14 protein-coding genes are annotated in these 15,943 nt (G+C 42.4%); 5 read left to right on the top strand and 9 right to left on the bottom strand.

The features are described 5' to 3' along the window. The first annotated feature begins 38 nt into the window (after positions 1-38). Positions 39-413: an MbcA/ParS/Xre antitoxin family protein gene (locus OCU36_RS09225; protein WP_038885217.1), complete on the top strand. Its 375-nt coding sequence runs from the start codon at positions 39-41 to the stop codon at positions 411-413. A 225-nt stretch (positions 414-638) separates the two neighbouring features. Here OCU36_RS09225 and parS read toward each other — a convergent pair whose 3' ends face one another. Continuing rightward, positions 639-1,064 (bottom strand): type II RES/Xre toxin-antitoxin system antitoxin, encoded by a 426-nt coding sequence (gene parS / locus OCU36_RS09220; protein ID WP_125319434.1) that lies wholly within the window; start codon positions 1,062-1,064, stop codon positions 639-641. Positions 1,065-1,336: 272 nt separating this feature from the next. Between parS and OCU36_RS09215 the strand changes: the two genes are divergently transcribed. The 4 genes from OCU36_RS09215 (at position 1,337) to OCU36_RS09200 (ending at position 4,999) form a co-directional block, all read left to right on the top strand. Beyond that, a complete protein-coding gene (locus OCU36_RS09215; protein WP_019281385.1) occupies positions 1,337-1,507 on the top strand; it encodes a hypothetical protein in 171 nt (56 codons plus the stop codon). A gap of 819 nt (positions 1,508-2,326) precedes the next feature. After that, entirely contained in the window at positions 2,327-2,641 is a 315-nt protein-coding gene (locus OCU36_RS09210; RefSeq protein WP_261837732.1) for a hypothetical protein, read from the top strand. Between the two features lie 3 nt (positions 2,642-2,644). Beyond that, positions 2,645-4,087 (top strand): DUF4041 domain-containing protein, encoded by a 1,443-nt coding sequence (locus OCU36_RS09205; protein WP_261837731.1) that lies wholly within the window; start codon positions 2,645-2,647, stop codon positions 4,085-4,087. Between the two features lie 342 nt (positions 4,088-4,429). Next, positions 4,430-4,999 (top strand): TIR domain-containing protein, encoded by a 570-nt coding sequence (locus OCU36_RS09200; protein WP_115339070.1) that lies wholly within the window; start codon positions 4,430-4,432, stop codon positions 4,997-4,999. Positions 5,000-5,793: 794 nt separating this feature from the next. Here the strand turns inward: OCU36_RS09200 and OCU36_RS20090 are convergent. The 8 genes from OCU36_RS20090 to OCU36_RS09165 form a co-directional block, all read right to left on the bottom strand. After that, complete coding sequence (locus OCU36_RS20090) at positions 5,794-6,309, bottom strand: TIR domain-containing protein (RefSeq protein WP_115339079.1); 516 nt, start codon at positions 6,307-6,309, stop codon at positions 5,794-5,796. Between the two features lie 2 nt (positions 6,310-6,311). Beyond that, the gene (locus tag OCU36_RS09195; protein ID WP_261837730.1) at positions 6,312-7,139 is read right to left on the bottom strand and encodes a macro domain-containing protein; all 828 of its coding nucleotides are present in this window, start codon (positions 7,137-7,139) and stop codon (positions 6,312-6,314) included. Between the two features lie 923 nt (positions 7,140-8,062). Beyond that, positions 8,063-9,949 (bottom strand): BCCT family transporter, encoded by a 1,887-nt coding sequence (locus OCU36_RS09190; RefSeq protein ID WP_261837729.1) that lies wholly within the window; start codon positions 9,947-9,949, stop codon positions 8,063-8,065. A gap of 111 nt (positions 9,950-10,060) precedes the next feature. Next, positions 10,061-10,411, bottom strand: a complete 351-nt coding sequence (locus OCU36_RS09185; RefSeq protein ID WP_261837728.1) for a hypothetical protein — start codon at positions 10,409-10,411, stop codon at positions 10,061-10,063. Between the two features lie 231 nt (positions 10,412-10,642). Then, positions 10,643-11,596 (bottom strand): ChaN family lipoprotein, encoded by a 954-nt coding sequence (locus OCU36_RS09180; protein WP_261837727.1) that lies wholly within the window; start codon positions 11,594-11,596, stop codon positions 10,643-10,645. Between the two features lie 81 nt (positions 11,597-11,677). After that, complete coding sequence (rlmA, locus tag OCU36_RS09175; RefSeq protein ID WP_261837726.1) at positions 11,678-12,487, bottom strand: 23S rRNA (guanine(745)-N(1))-methyltransferase; 810 nt, start codon at positions 12,485-12,487, stop codon at positions 11,678-11,680. Between the two features lie 192 nt (positions 12,488-12,679). Continuing rightward, the gene (locus tag OCU36_RS09170) at positions 12,680-14,716 is read right to left on the bottom strand and encodes a methyl-accepting chemotaxis protein (protein WP_261837725.1); all 2,037 of its coding nucleotides are present in this window, start codon (positions 14,714-14,716) and stop codon (positions 12,680-12,682) included. A 297-nt stretch (positions 14,717-15,013) separates the two neighbouring features. After that, the gene (locus tag OCU36_RS09165) at positions 15,014-15,898 is read right to left on the bottom strand and encodes a D-hexose-6-phosphate mutarotase (protein WP_261837724.1); all 885 of its coding nucleotides are present in this window, start codon (positions 15,896-15,898) and stop codon (positions 15,014-15,016) included. Between the last annotated feature and the right edge of the window lie 45 nt (positions 15,899-15,943).

Here is a 15,943-nt window from a genome sequence, read left to right as displayed (position 1 = left end):
AAAATCACCATGTGAATAGAATAAGGTTCTAAGCAGCAATGAAAGTTAAAATTGAGAAGACCTGTGATGGTGAAGCTTTCTTCAACATTCCAGAAATACTGCAAGAAGAATTGCAATGGGAAGAAGGAGATCAAATCGAATGGCTCGACAATAACGATGGCTCATGGACTTTACGCAAAGTTGAACTTGAGGATGATACCCAGTCGAAGTCTATAGAGTACATTCTTTCACAACACCCTACTTTAAAAGAGCAAATGGAGGATGTGTTTGAGGACTCTGGTTTGAGAGCAGAATGGTTAACTTCCGCAATTCCAGCGCTATCTGGTCTAACTCCGCTAGAAGTTGTGCTTAAAGGCGATTTAAAACGCGTTTTAGATGCATTAAATCGTATCAAGTATGGTGATTTTTCTTGAGATGTTTTTATCTCAAAAGATCAGGTTGATATGTTGATCCATTGGCCATCTCTTTCCGGATGAAGCCTACTTTGTAAGGCAGAGATACGCTATATGGGCTGGAACTAACACGCTTGTACCCAATCATAGTGTGTCTAAGAGCCTATATCGCAGAACCAAACAGACCAACTTTCCCTGCTATGTCAGAAAAGTGGCTTTGTGACAAGATCATTGGTAGGTTTCCAGTTAAGCCGTATATCCGTACTTCAACTTATTGATCTCTTCTGTTACCAGAATGATACCGGTTATTGTGTCACAGAATGAAAGTGGTGTTTCGTTTTCAAACACCAAACTGGGTTTATTTAACCAGCGTAATGTCGCATCACGATCACCAAAATACTCATCTGCTTCTTTGACCATATCTGCAAGCATAAGAGCATGTTCACTGGCCGTTGGGCTTAGCGTTGCGTTCGGCTCTTTAATTTTTCGCTGGAGAGTACGCAGATTAACGCCAATAATTTTCGCGTAATCTGTCTTAGTCAAACCAAGAGTTAACATTCCTCTATCCAGCGTTTCAACAGGAAGCCCTTGACGAATAATTTTTAGACTATCAATTACGCTCTGAGCTTTACGCTTCTCACCTCCGAGCATTTCATAAGCTGCACTGAACATTAAAGTACCTCCGAATCTAACTACATTTACACAATAGGTGACATATGACGTAGCCTGATAACTTTAACACGGAAATGTTTCGACGTTTGCTAGTTGCATAATCTTTTCAATTAATAGCAAGCTGGCTTTGCTTCACTAAAACTAGTCCAAGCATCGTATTTTTGTAAATGCTATAAACGAGCAGTGGTTCATGGAAGACAGCTAAAATAGATGTACTGATAGGATTGTTTGCTAGTAATAATTAGCGCTATGTAAACCATGGGAGGACTAGGATGTTGTTTTTAAGTGTTGTATTCGCATTGAGTTTAGCCATTGGTGTTTTTGCTCTCTATGCGCAAAAAGTTCACATTTGGCTCTCGAAACATATGGATGAATATGAGAAAGAGCTAGAGAAAAACAATCCAGAAGAGCTAAAAAAGCTGAAGAAAAAATACCAGCGTTAACAACCAATCACCTAATTCAACCGTAAATTTTATTAAATTTTCGGTTAATCTTACCGCAATTCATGCCAGTTTTCTGGGAAATTCAGATTCAACCGTAAATGAGGTTAAATTTACGGTTATTACGCCTACCTACTAATTCAAGCTTTTGGGAAACACAAAGACAGGCAATACTAGTGGTTGGATGTCATTTTTTTACCATGTGTGGATGCCCTGTTTGTTTCGATTGCAGATAGTGTCCAGAGGTTTCCAAAAAAGTTCACAGCAAACTCACCTTCGCCCCTAAACGTTTTTAGAGCATAAGAAACTATCAATAGATTAATTTGTGTGTAAGCCTGTTGAACCAGTTTTTTAGTTCCAGATACGACAAAGCCACAGGCAATGCCTATGGCTTTGTAAACAGCTACAGAAGGTTTGTCATTCAATACATTCTGTGTGCAGCGTCGGGTGTTTAATCACCAATGCATATGGGAGGGAAAGCACCTAGACTTATCGTATGTCCTCGGTGGTCTGCTTTGCAATTAAGCCAAGTTCAATTCGATACAATTACTTCTGGCCAGACAGTAAATCGTAACTCCAAGAAAAAGCAGGGATACCCGAGGATCTCAAAGTTAGTTTAAAGCTAAGAACCGTATGTGGCAAGCTTGCTTCTACCCCAAAATCGTTTAGAGCCAATCCTCTGTACTACAGAGGCTAGTAATTCCTTTATACCCCATAAATCCTAAAAATATGCCATCTGTTTGACATGAGCATCAGTTGCGCATATTCGATTGTGTTAGCATCCAAAAAATTCAGCATTAGACCACTTTAAAGGAGAAACCATTGGCTAGACGAGGTAGTGGTTTACGAACGGCTATAAAGGTTGTTAAAGCAATAGATAGAGCTAACAAACAAGCTGCTCGTGAATCCCAGCGTAGGCAAAAAGCTCGTGAGCGAGCGCATGCTCAGGCAATAAGAGAGCATGAAAGAGAAGTGCGAGAAGCTCAGCGCGAATTACAGAGACAATCGAGACTAAATAAGTCAGCAGCAAAACAAGCTTTTAAAGATGCTGTAGCTAACGCCGCAGAAGAATATCAGGAGCGATGTGAAGAGCGAGCTGCTCTTAGGAAGCAATTCATACAAGAGGTTCTAAAGTAATCAATGGACAATAATTTACTGATGTTGGCAGGCTTATCATTAGTAGCTGTCGTATTAACTTATATTCTAACAAAACGCTCAGCAGATAAGAAAGTCGAGCAATATAAGTCGCTAGATGAAGCGCTAGCAAAAACAAAGGAGGAATATGATTCAGCATGTATAAGCAGAGAAACAATAATTGCTGCCAATAAAGCCGCAAAGCGAGAGCTAGATAAACTCAATGAGGAAACTGCGGAACTTCAAGCTTTGAAAGGACAAGATGATGCGCTAAAACAGAGCATTCAAGAACAGCAAGTGATCTTAGAATCGAATAAATCAAAATTAGACGAACTCAACTCAAGTATTGAAAAAGGTGAGCTTGATCTAGAAGAGTTAATGGGTGATCTCGACTTATATTCAAGGCTTGATGAATACACTGCTCATGGTCATTTTGAAATTCCGCAGTACCTTTACGAAACATCAACTCGATTCGCGGAAGAGATTAAGTACGTTAGGCAACAGCAAAAAGAAATGATCAAAGATAAAACCGCTGTCAATTTCCCAGAGTCAACAGTTATATCAAACGACAAGTCATTCAATAATAAAATTCTAAATGGTCAAGTTAAGCTCATGCTTACTGCTTTTAATATTGAATGTGATCTTCTTATCGGCAAGGTGTCGCCGAGTTCGTTTGGGCGTACTCTGGAACGTATAGAAAAACTTGCTAATACACTAGAGAAGTCAGCAGCGACCTTAGAGTGCGGATTTGATATAGATTATATCGAACTTAAGTTCGAGGAGTGCAAGCTACAATACCAATACACACTTAAGAAGCAAGAAGAGGTCGTTGAGCAGAAGCTTATCAAAGAACAGATCCGTGAAGAACAGCGAGCTATTAAAGAGTTTGAAAAAGCGATTGCCGATGCCGAAAAAGAAGAAAAAATGTACCGCAATCTTCTTGATAAAGCACAACGAGAACTTGCTAAGGCTACTGAGCAGGATCGCTCTGAAATGGAGCAACGCATAGCAATCCTTGAGCAGCAACTTGCCGAAGCAGAAGCCAAAGAAGAACGAGCTAAGAGCATGGCGGAACAAACCCGTAAGGGGCATGTTTACGTCATCAGTAACATTGGTTCGTTTGGAGAGGATGTTTATAAGATCGGTCTTACTCGCCGTCTAGAGCCAATGGACAGAGTTAAAGAACTAGGCGATGCAAGTGTACCATTCCCATTTGACGTACACGCCATGATTTACACCGATGATGCCCCAGCTCTTGAAACAGCACTACACCGCGAATTCAATTCTAAACGTGTAAACGCTGTAAATCTTCGCAAAGAGTTCTTTAACGTCGACCTAGCATCTATCCAAGAAGCCGTAGAAAAGATAGCTGGAATAGAAGTCGAATTCAAAACGACTGCTTTGGCTGAGGATTACTATGAAAGCTTGAGATTAAGTGAAGCTGCATAATGTAAAAATGTACTGAGCTAGCTGCTGTAGCTAGCTCAATTCTGCCCCAAAATTACTCAGGACGAAAAGTCTACACCATAACAATATTTCTAGCTTGACCTACTTTTCTTAATGAAGGATTATGTGCTTTGTTTGATATAGCATGTTGATTGATACTGGCCTCTGAGCTAAACAGATGTATCTAGGTAGAAGGTCTGTATTAACGAGTCTTCTAAAGCCAACACGCGGTTGCAAATGCGGATTCCGGTAATGCCCAAATCACAATTTGGTCTAAAAACAAGAAAAATTTAGGGCTTATCGGTAAGGTAAGATCAAATTAATCAAAAGTATAGAGAATTGAGCATGGCAAATAGAACTGGTAATTACTCAGCCTTTTATGTGAAGGAACCATTCAGTGAGACTAACTTGGGGGCTCACTCCACAAAGGACTTTGTCTCATACAACTTGCTTAGAGCCTGGAAAGGTAAAGATGCTTCTTTCCCTTTTGTGGACTCACACAATAAAAACTATAACGTACGAGATGGTAGCGATTGGGAGCAAACATTAAAACCTAGATTACGGGATAGATTGAATAAATCTAAGAACATTGTTCTTTTTCTGAGTTCACATACTTGTAATTCAAGGGCATTACGCGAAGAGGTTGACTTCGGTATAAATACAAATGGTTTGCCAGTCATTGTGGTATACCCTGAATATTCGGAAAAGAGTGATATCATAAACTGTTCGAGCAATACCATAAAACAACAAATTAAAAACTTATGGGACAATCTTCCTAAGTTCAGAGATTCTATGTCGTCAGTTCCAACAATACATATTCCAAACAAAAAGAGCCTTATTGAAAAGGCTTTAAATGATCCAGACTTTAGAGTCGCAACCAAATGCGATGCTGGAACATATTTCTACCCATGCTAGGAAAAAGCACCCTCTTCCTGATCGATAGGCAATAGAATTATTTGGGCTGCCTAAGCAGCCTATTATTATCCGAACAGTAAAGTGAAGAGTTTTTCCATGTCACTTCTATACGGGGTTTTGTGCCCATTTCAGCAGAAAGTCCAGACTTAGCTCTGAGGCAATGCCCTATAAGGTCTAGCGAAATTATGATTCCTAATATCAACGATGCTTAGAGTGATTTTTACACAAAAACCGTTATGACTTTGGAGTACACTTCTAGATCACAGCAGTTATTGAGTCTAAAAACATCATATGTCATTACTTATTTGTCATACTTGGCACTGTCATAACTTAAATGGCAGTAGCGATGTCTGCTTTGATTCGAAAATCTATCGGCATTAACTGATTATTCTGTGGAAGCTGATTTGCTGTAACGCCTTTACGGATGAGGGGTAAAGCCGTCACATTGGACTTATCGTTGAAATGGGCGCAAAACCCCAATTAGATCATATTTTTTCTTTAATTGGTAACATGCTTCAAAGCGTGCTAGAACGTGTAATTTTTACTATAAAACTGGCTAATAGATTCTATCGGCTAACTAGCTTTAAACAAACTTGTTACGAGGGCAGAGTGAGAGCATACTAACCAAATCGCTCAAGACGGAGGCAGTTTGATTGGTATTTGCACTTCTGTGTTTGCTTGTTTTGGGATTTTGAAACAAAAATGAGTCAGATTTAAGCTAACTAACATGCTGCTCAATTAACAATCAAAGCATGCTCCCGCCCTGATTACGAGAGTGGTAACTAACTAGTTCATTAATTGGTTATCGCATCTTTTACGGCGTTGTAATCCCAGTATCGTTTAGAGTTTTCTATATATTGCATCGCCTTGTGAGTTCCTGAATACCTAATGACCTCTGGACACTTATTTTTGTCAATTGATGCAGCATTATATAAAACGACAATCTTTAAATTGTCACGAACAGCTTTAGCGCACTCATGCTCTATGTAGCTGCTATAACTAACGGTTTTCCCCCGGACACATCGACTTTGATAGGCGTTGTAGCTACCACAGTACTGACAACTGCCATTTCTAGCTGTTTTTGTATTTGAGCCAACAATGAGAACGAATGTTTTCGAAGCATCTATCCTGGTATTAAGGGAAGTCTTTATACTGCAATTTAAACTACCATCTCGAGCCTGCGTTATGTCATGGGCGTCAGTGAAAGATAGAGACCAAAAGTTACTGTCATTCCATTTGTGAAGTTGCTCGATGGCATTTCTGTCACCGTCCCATTCGGCGGCTAGATATGTTTTTGTTCGTCTAGTCAAGGTTAATCTCCTTGTAATGCGTAGAAATTAATTTTGTCAGCTTTGGATTCGTGGATCAAAATGGTTACTGTGGAAGGGTAAGTGAACTTCATTCGACTAACTTTGAATGACCATATCAGCAACTCAAGTAACTCTTGTTCTGAGATGGTATCGTAGCCTTTAAATCTGGTAATGCCTGAGCCCAGAAGAGGGATAACAACTGAACGGCCGGAATAGATAATGTCAACTTCATTCCAAAAATTGAGCAAAAAATCAATGTAGTCATCGATGTTCAAATAGGCTCTATTGTCAACGTCAAACTTTGAAAATGCAGTTAAGAGAAAATCATCTTTTTCGTAGATTGTGCCAAGTTTATATTTTTTATTTTTACCTTTTTCACGGTCATTATTTGTATCAATAACTTTTTTGTTAAGGGCGCTGTTGTTATCGAGTGTATTGTCGAATTCGGCTAAGTCATCGACCTGAGTATTAATGTAAATGCCATTAAGCGAGCCTTCACTAATAATATCATTATCAACGATAGAGTCGAAGTATTCATTAAAAGCAATTACCTTCAACCCCTCAGTACTGAAGATATCACCAACTTTTATATCGATCTTAGAGTTGTTGATTGTCAGTGATGCGCATTTTCGTGAATTTGCGCTGAACCACATATAAACATATACAGCGGACAGGAACAGAGCGAGACATACCCCGATAGCAAATCTGGTGCTGTTATCATCAGGAACCTTAATCACAATTAAGCAGAAAGAGGTTACAAGTCCTATCAGGGACAGAACAGCAAAGTAGTTCTGCCTTAATTGAGCATCGCAAAAATTAACTTTTTTCATGGAACCCTTATTCGTCACCGTGGTAACTTTTGTGCATGAAAAGAAATCATAGATCACAAGTCAATGAAAAAAGCAGATTCAGATCAAACTGTTACAACATTCTAAATATTGAGGTTATCGGATCGTGCTGTTCGTAGAGGGAGAAAATCTTCTACCTTATCGTTGTTAAAACGGCATTCGCTCCTTGTACTTACCGACTACTTAAACGACAGAGATTTCCTCCATTTGGTGCTCACATCTAATGTGCATTTCAAACGCAGCAAGCATCTCGACAAAAGCCTTTCCCGATGCCGAATCTGTCTACTCGATTGCCTGATAGTGCAATTTCTATTGCCTTTAAGTCACTGACAAGTTGCTGTAGCTCCAATATCGACCTAGCAACTCTGTCAATACGTGGGAAGTCCTTAGTTTACTAGGTGATCGATTGCTATATACGTGTGGACTGTAGATACTAATATTAACAGGTTTTGCCATATCAAAAATAATCCGTTTTTTGCTAATTTAAATAAATACTCTAAGAAGGTTCTGTCCAAAAGTTTTTTAAGCGGAGTTCTGCCTGTGTGTGAGTTCTGCCTGTGTGATGCACAGGAGGAATGCTCGCTTGCATCGCAGAGCGCTGACTAGCAACAAAATGTCGAGTATTGCTTTGATCGACTTGATGGGAAAGTTGAGAATTTCGGGGTGATTTTCTCAGGTTTTGGTTAGAGAAAGGGCTTTTTGTTGAGAAAACCATGAACCCATTGGTATTGCAGGTCTCTCTCATGATTCATAAAAACAAAAATTAATTCTTGCACATTATCAATCACCCGAATCGCTAGTTAACGATTACGAGTTAATCATCCGAATAAAAAAAGGCTCACATTATTGTGAGCCTTTGGCTTATTTAGGAGGGTCCAAATAAATGGACTGTGTCATGGCTATTGTCAAACAAGTGGTAGTTCTGCAACCACTTGGTTGAACGCGACTCGAGCTTTTTGGGCTTGTTCTGATAACTCTACTTTTTTCGCTTGCGCTGTGCTTAGGTTATTTTCAGCCTGTTCAAGCGCGAGTTGTAAGTTTTCAGGAAGCTCATGTGTTTCCATTTGTGCACCTTGTTCAAGAACATAAGCGCGGATTTTTTTCTTCACATCGGCAAGATCTTTATAAGCTTCACGTTCGAGTTCTGCTGCTTCTTGTGCTGCGTCTTTCTCTTTCTCGAACTGTGCTAGCGCCATACCTTCTGCCGACCATGGATCCATGTCGGGCAGCTCTTCGATGTTAATCGTTGGCTCGATGTAACTCTCCTGGTGACGTAAATCGAGGTTGGTCGCACGAACGGCTGAGATCATCAGCATCACCGAGATGGCCAGTAGTGGCAGACCGCCGACAATTGCAGCTGTTTGAAGCGTACTTAAACCACCCAGGAACATTAAAACTGTCGGTAGGAATGAGAGGGTAAATGCCCAGAACATTCGGTTCCAACGCATTGGTTCTTCCGTTACGTTATTTTGTACAACTGACGCTAGAATATAAGAAATTGAGTCAAATGTTGTCGCAGTAAAAATAATACACAACAAGGTAAACACAGCAATCACTAACGTGCTCATTGGTAGCTGTGCCAGCATCGAGAAGATTGCTTTGGTTGCACCTTCATCATTTAGGATTGCGACGACATCGAGTTCACCAGATAACTGTAGGGATAAACCGTAGTTGCCTAGGATCATAAAAAACAAGAAGCAGCCTAATGAACCAAAGAAGATCGAGCCTGACACCATTTGTTTAATGGTTCGGCCGCGAGAGATGCGCGCTACAAACAGGCCCATACTTGGTGCGAAAACGAGCCACCATGCCCAGTAGAAAATGGTCCAGTCTTGTGGGAAGTGGGTATTTTCAAACGTACCGTAACCGCCGAATGGTTCAGCCCACGTCGCCATCACAAAGAAGTTAGACAATAAGCGACCAATCGAGTCTAAGCCAGTTTCAAGCATGAAAATTGTTGGGCCAGCGATTAGAACGAATGCCAATAGCCCCATCGCGCCCCAGAAGTTGATGTTACTGAGGAATTTAATGCCTTTTTCTAAGCCCGCATAGGATGAGTACGCGAATATCGCAGTACAAACCAGCAGCACCATTGCTTGAGTTAGGTTGTTTTTTGGTAGGCCGAACAAGTGGTTAAGGCCTTCTGTAATAAGAGGAGCGGCTAAACCTAACGTTGTCGCTGCACCACCTAATAGACCGAATATGAATAGGATATCAACCACTTTACCTGCAACACCGCGGCTGTGGTGTTCGCCCAGAACAGGCATCAATGCGCTAGAAATTTTTAATACAGGTTGTTTCCGTACATAGAAAAAGTAGGCAATAGGAATCGCAGGAATTAGGTAGATAGACCAAGCGATCGGACCCCAGTGGAATAAACCATAGGTTGCAGCCCAGCGAACGGCTTCTTCACTGCCAGGCTCTAGTTGGAAAGGTGGTGATTGATAGTAGTAAGCCCATTCAATACAACCCCAGTACAAGATACTTGCTCCGATACCGCCACAGAAAAGCATGGCTGCCCATGAGGCGGTTTTAAACTCTGGTTCTTCATCGGCTTCGCCCAGTTTGATTTGTCCCATATCACTGAACACAACATAAACCATGAAGGCACAAGCTGCGAGTCCAAGCGCTAGATACAAGAAACCAAGTTGATCTGTCATAAAGGTTTTGGCTACCGCAATCCAGTCTGCCCCTTGGGTTGGGAACATAATCAGCGGCAAGACTATCATGAGGAGAAGTGCTATCGCACCAAAAAAGGTGGGCTTATCAATAAGCGAAAACGAGTTTTTCACACGAATTATTCCATTAAAAATGAGAGCGGAATTATGGAGTACATTCGTTTTTTTGAACAAGTCAGGTCTGTTGTCGTAACGATAAATCGCTTTGATACAGTAAGGGGAATATTACACGAGAGCGAGAATAATTCCTCCAACCGTTATCGCTGCGGAAAAATATTGCCCTGCGGAATAAGAAGGATCTTCTTCTTCAATCTTATCAGGGTGATCCATACCCAATGCGCCGTGAGCAAATGACTCAACTTTATCGGTAACCGTTGCGTTTTCCGCTTCCACTTTCTTCGCTTCTCTATCGATTTCCTTAAGAGCAGATAATAGGGCTTTGCCTTCATCAGAAAGCTTAACCGTATTTTGCTCAACCTTAAGAGGGGCGGGCTTTTCCGCTTCCACGCTCTTAGTTTGTGTGTTTATTTGTAAAGGTGAATACCGCTGATGGTGATTCGTTTCTATTGACGTCATATCACTCTCCTTACCTAACCTTAAAAAGAGTATCGGCAGAGGTGAGATAAACTTGTGCACTTAATCATCATAATGATGTTTTTTTATTCGCGTGTCACGTTTTCATCGGCTTTATAAAAGTTAATCAGGCTCTTCCAATGGCTGAGGTCATATCAATTTTTGGGGGCGTGATTGAACAAGCGTTTAGCGTGCCAGACTTGGACTTCTCTCCTTTAAGTCTGGACAGTGAATTTAGTCGCACTTTAAGTTAGACCCACGTTTGGCGAGGTGCTTGTATGCTTTCATCCGGTTCTTTGGTTGAACAAAGCGAATGGGTGGGGAGAGCACTTTTAGCTGGTAGTCACTCGTATCCGATGAGATCGCTTCAACCGGACTGATGATGGCGATTTTTAAATCAGGGTTACGACGTAGAATCGATGCTGCTGTCCCTAAACCACCTTCGGTGTGGAACTTGCCAGCCACATGAATCACTTGTTTATTCGGATTCGACGCTAGGTAATCCACAATCGACTCAGCCATGGTTTCGTCCCAAGTAACCTGAGCAGCAAACTGTTTTTCTGTTTGTTCTGGCGTGCCGTGATGCATAGAAGCCATGAACTTTTCTTTGTAAGGGCTATCACCCGTATTCACTTCGGCGGCAATCCATTGGCGTTGCTCGGTCGATAATTGGTCTAGGTAAGGTAATCCTTTACGGCCAATACACTGAACAAATGGTTTTGGTGCGTTTGCTGCAATAACATCGACGTCGTTGGTTTTTGCGAACTCAACTAATGCGCGGTAATCACTTTCATAGTTCGGCCAAGCTGCCGCTTGAGACATGAGAATTTGTTCGCCGATTTCGCCGTTTAAGTATTGGTCAAGTGTGGCTTGGTGCTCTCGAGTGAACTGTTCCATTGAAAGCGCGATGTTCGATGTTGCGTTGCGGCGCGCTTTTAAGAAGTCGGTTTGGAAGCGGTGAATAGCAGAATGCGTGTGCCATTCGCCAATAAGAACCACATCAGCGTCAATCAGCTGCTCGGGTAGTGCATCGAGAGAAAGTGTTTCGCCTTGTGGAGAAGCGAACTGGTAGTCATAGAATGTGGAAACGGATTCCGTTTGAGCCACTTTTTGAGAAATGTCTTTTGCAGGTTGATTAGCACAAGCCGTGAGAAGAGTAGCTAATCCGATAAGAATAATACGTTGCATGAAATGCCTCCTTGAAGAACACGCATACTAAAGGAGGCAAGATAAGATTTCAGCGCAAACGATAATCAATATCAATTAAATTTATTTGCGGTACACTCGCAGCATAAAGTCAGCTTCACAGTTGAATTGCTCTGCCTCGGTGAGTTGTTGTTTAAACTCTTCACTCGCCTTCCAAGCAAACGGCGTCATCTGTAGCAGGTCGAATGCATCTGACCCCGATAGTTCCATCATATAGTTTAGTTGCTCTTGATGCTCAAGCGTAAAACCTTCGATCACTTCTGGATCTTCATCGTGCAAGCGAACGCCATCATAAATTGCATCACGCAGTTGATACAGGTGTCGGCTAGCTGGTGTCACGGTGATCACCACACCACGGTCTTTGATGGTGCGTTGCAGCTCTTCAGCCTTGCAAGGCGCGTAAATGCGTAGAATGCCGTCTAAGCTGTTTTCAGCAAAGGGTAGGCGGTGGCTTGATGCAACAGAGAAATCGACAGCAGGGTAGCGTTTAGCGGCGTATTTGATAGCAATCTTAGAAATGTCTAGGCCAAAAGTCGCCCCATTCTTTTCTTGAAGATTCACTGCAATTTCATGGGTGTAATAACCTTCGCCACAACCAATATCCAATAGGCTAGGCGCCTCTTTTGGTAAAAAGCGAGAACACAATGTCACCATCGCTTGGCGCATTGGGTCATAATGGTTACCTTCAAGGAAGCGACGACGTGCCTGCATCATCTCTTTGTTGTCACCTGGATCTTTTGAGCGTTTGTGGTGCGCTGGCATCAAATTGACATAGCCTTCTTTCGCTAGGTCGAACTGATGGTTCTTTTCACACTTAAACGTACGATCGTTTTGAGATAAAGGTTGGTGACACAAAGGGCATTGGTAAGTCATGACGAACTCAAGGTAGAAATTTCAAGTCCAAAATTTTAACAGGAAGCATAGTGGGGCGCTAGAATAAACGCAGCTGTGTTGGCTAACGGCAATCCGAGAGTAGATAGAACCAGTCAATGAAGAGATAGAGCCAACGCATGGTTGGCTCTATTGGTTATGAGCGAGTCGCTGATAAAACAGAGAACTCAGCTTCTAGCTAAAGAAGTTAACTTGATTCTTCAACGATTCCGCTTGTTTCTGAAGTTCATCAGCACTGTGAGAGGTCTTAGCGCTGGTTTCACGGCTTTGTTGGTTCAAGTCGCTGATCGCATGCGCGTTCGCTGCTATCTCTTGAGAAACCTGAGCTTGCTCTTCTGATGTCGCAGCAATGGTTTCAGCTTGAGAAGCAATCGATTCAACTTGAGAAGCAATCGACTCTAGTGCGGTGCCTGCTTCTTGCGCTTTATCGAGTACTTGGTTGGCATTCGATTGGCTTTGTGTCATCAGGTTTACGGCATTGTGGGTCGAAGACTTTAGCTTCTCGATGATGCTCACTACATCTTGTACTGATGTTTGTGTTCTATGAGCGAGCGTTCTTACTTCATCAGCAACAACGGCAAAACCACGACCTTGTTCACCCGCTCGTGCTGCTTCAATCGCAGCGTTCAATGCAAGTAAGTTGGTTTGTTCTGCAATGTCGTCAATCATTTTGGTGACGGTTTGAATGCTTTCGCTATCAGCGCTTACTTGCTCGATGGCCGATGCTGATTTGTCTAATTGATCATTCAGCTGGGCTACATCAATACACACACCTTCAACGACTTCTAAACCTTTCTGGCTGTCTTCATTGGCAAGGCGAACATTTTCGGCAATGCTGTTCACTTGCTGTGCCACTGATTCAGCAGAGGTGGCCATCTCTTCTATTGCAGTAACGACTTGCTCTACCTGTGCTTGCTGGCGATCAGATTGGCTCAAGTTGTGGCTTGCATCTTGTGACACACTGCTCGAGCTGTTCTGTACTTGATCACTAGTTGCACGAATCTCGCCCACGAGTGTGTTCAGCTGGGCTGCCATGTTCGCAACACCGGTATTTAGGTTGCTGATCTCGTTCTTTGTCTGCTTACCATTGTTTGGAATATGTAAGCTCACTTCGCCTTTTCCTAAACGCAGCATGTACTCGTTTAACGTCGTTAGTGGCGTCAGTGTACGGTTTAACACGAAGGTTAACGCGACGATGGTAGCAGCAGCAATCAAGGTCGCAATAATGGCGATGAGCTTGAGCAATTCGTCGCTACCTTTAGTCACTTCCTTGATAAAAGTACCGCCAAGCAGTTTCCAATCCCACCCAGGAACTTCAGTGTATACCAGGTACTTCTCACCAACGGTTTCTTTAGCCTTGTATGGATATAGGATTAGACCTGATGGCTGTTCAAAGATCTGGTAGAAAGGTTTGTTGCCGTCGTAGTCAGAAACATCAACAATCGATTTACCACCGCCAACGTTAGTCGGGTGCAGTAAGTACTGGCCTTGATGCTCTTTCTCGTTATCAACAATGATGGTGTATCCGGTATCCCCCCAAGAAACAGAGCGTAGAGATTCAAACAGGCTTTGAGTCGCCTCTTCTACTGGCAGACCAATGAAAGAGACACCGTTTACTTTACCTTGAGCATTGGTCAAAGGCGCATAGTAAGTGATGTAACGTTGGCCGAAGAGCTTAACTTGAGAGTAATAAGGTTGGCCATTTTTGAGCTTGCTATAGCCTGGATGATTTTTCCCTAGCGTGGTCGCAACGACTCGTTCGCCTGAAGGTTTTTTAAGAGAAGTCGACACACGAATAAAGTCGTCACCAAATGGGGCAAATAGGGTCGCTATGGCACCGGTGTCACGGGTGAAGCTATCAACTAGTTTGGTGTCGTTTATTAGGCTCTCACCGTATTGAGTTATGTTAGGAATGGAATGACCGTTGAACTCAACGTCATAACTTTCAACATAAACACCTGCTAGGTAACCGTTACGAAAAGTGGACTCTAAAACTTTGGCGGTATGCAGGTAGGCATCGAACTGACCAGATATGGTTTTGGCCATCGCTTCTACTTTGGATTGGTGTTCTTTTAACGTGTTGTCTAATAACACCTGAGAGGCATTTCTATACACGAGTGTCGCAATGGAGCCAAAGGCGATAAGCAAGCACAGCAAAATGACCAACTTAAGTTGGAAGTCAACACTTTGATTTTTGTATTTCTCGAACATGAATTCACTATCCTGTCTTCATTGAGGTGTTGTTAGTGGTTTTAAGGAAGTTTGTTATTGAGCTTTCTATCATAGTTACTTATTTATCGGCAGTAATTGATAATAATTAATGAATTGATAGTTATATTTATAAACTAGAGTGATGAGAGCTAAATGGTGCGGGGTTGAACAAAGAGGTGATGGACTAATAGGCTTGTGTTAAAGCATTGATTACTAGGCGATGCGTGTGAGGTTAGGGCAATAAAAAATGCAGCTTAATGAGCTGCATTTTTGTTATTAATTAAACTCGCTAGAGGTCTAGTTTGAGGAAATGACCGTCATCAGCTGGTGGCTTTCACCCGGCTGTAACGTTTTGCCCGCTTCTAGACTTGGTGCGTGCAGTGTGGATTCTACGCATATCATGGTTAGGTAACCATCGTCTTGCATGTCACCCATAGCTGTTGCGCCTTCCGCCCACGGGTTCCACAGTACTGCGGAGTTGTGGCCGTGATTTTCAACCGTGAGTGTGCGATCCAGCTTCTTGTCAGCAACCAAGATCTGCGCTTCTGGTTGTGTGTAAACACGGTCGATAGTGTCGGTTAGCACAAGCTCAGTGCCGCCTTGGCAAATCTTGCCACCTTGTAGACTGTCGATGTACTCAGTACCCATGCCCATTGTGGTTGTGTTACGAATATCACCAACATTAAGGTAAGTGTGCAGCGCGCCAGAGAACGTCCATGGTTTAGCGTCTGTGTTCTTCACGTCCAAGGTCACTTTCAGCTCATCGCCTATTTCAACATTTAAGCGTGCATCGAACTGATGAGGCCATACTGCGAGTGTCTCTTCACTCGGTTTTAAACCCAAGCTAACAATCACGCCAGCTTCGCTTTCACGATGCTCAACCAATTGCCACTCACTTGAACGAGCGAAACCATGCGCCGGTGCTGCAATGCGCCCAAACCAAGGCCAACAAATAGGGATACCACCACGTAGGGCTGTTTTGCCATCGAATTTAGCTTGTTGACTCATCCAAATCAGGTCTTCTTGACCGCGTGGTTGGAATGACACCACATGGCCGCCAAACAGTGAAATGGCTGCGTTTGCTTTATCGTGGATGATGCGAACCAGCTTTACACCTTGGTGTTCAACGACAGTGACGTTGTCAGAGAGTACAGCGAGTGCAGGTAGAGTAGATAAATCCATTACATGATCCTTCTAAGGAAATTGAATTCAAATGCTGACTAGAGT

This window comes from Vibrio artabrorum, from assembly GCF_024347295.1.
Classification (GTDB): Bacteria; Pseudomonadota; Gammaproteobacteria; order Enterobacterales; family Vibrionaceae; genus Vibrio; species Vibrio artabrorum.
This window is presented reverse-complemented; position numbering and strand designations above follow the sequence as displayed.

Excerpts from the sequence above, each read along its gene's own strand:
- OCU36_RS09225 (WP_038885217.1), top strand. The coding sequence starts at position 39 with ATGAAAGTTAAAATTGAGAAGACCTGTGATGGTGAAGCTTTCTTCAAC.
- parS (WP_125319434.1), bottom strand. The coding sequence starts at position 1,064 with ATGTTCAGTGCAGCTTATGAAATGCTCGGAGGTGAGAAGCGTAAAGCT.
- OCU36_RS09215 (WP_019281385.1), top strand. The coding sequence starts at position 1,337 with ATGTTGTTTTTAAGTGTTGTATTCGCATTGAGTTTAGCCATTGGTGTT.
- OCU36_RS09205 (WP_261837731.1), top strand. The coding sequence starts at position 2,645 with ATGGACAATAATTTACTGATGTTGGCAGGCTTATCATTAGTAGCTGTC.
- OCU36_RS09200 (WP_115339070.1), top strand. The coding sequence starts at position 4,430 with ATGGCAAATAGAACTGGTAATTACTCAGCCTTTTATGTGAAGGAACCA.
- OCU36_RS09195 (WP_261837730.1), bottom strand. The coding sequence starts at position 7,139 with ATGAAAAAAGTTAATTTTTGCGATGCTCAATTAAGGCAGAACTACTTT.
- OCU36_RS09185 (WP_261837728.1), bottom strand. The coding sequence starts at position 10,411 with ATGACGTCAATAGAAACGAATCACCATCAGCGGTATTCACCTTTACAA.
- OCU36_RS09180 (WP_261837727.1), bottom strand. The coding sequence starts at position 11,596 with ATGCAACGTATTATTCTTATCGGATTAGCTACTCTTCTCACGGCTTGT.
- rlmA (WP_261837726.1), bottom strand. The coding sequence starts at position 12,487 with ATGACTTACCAATGCCCTTTGTGTCACCAACCTTTATCTCAAAACGAT.
- OCU36_RS09170 (WP_261837725.1), bottom strand. The coding sequence starts at position 14,716 with ATGTTCGAGAAATACAAAAATCAAAGTGTTGACTTCCAACTTAAGTTG.
- OCU36_RS09165 (WP_261837724.1), bottom strand. The coding sequence starts at position 15,898 with ATGGATTTATCTACTCTACCTGCACTCGCTGTACTCTCTGACAACGTC.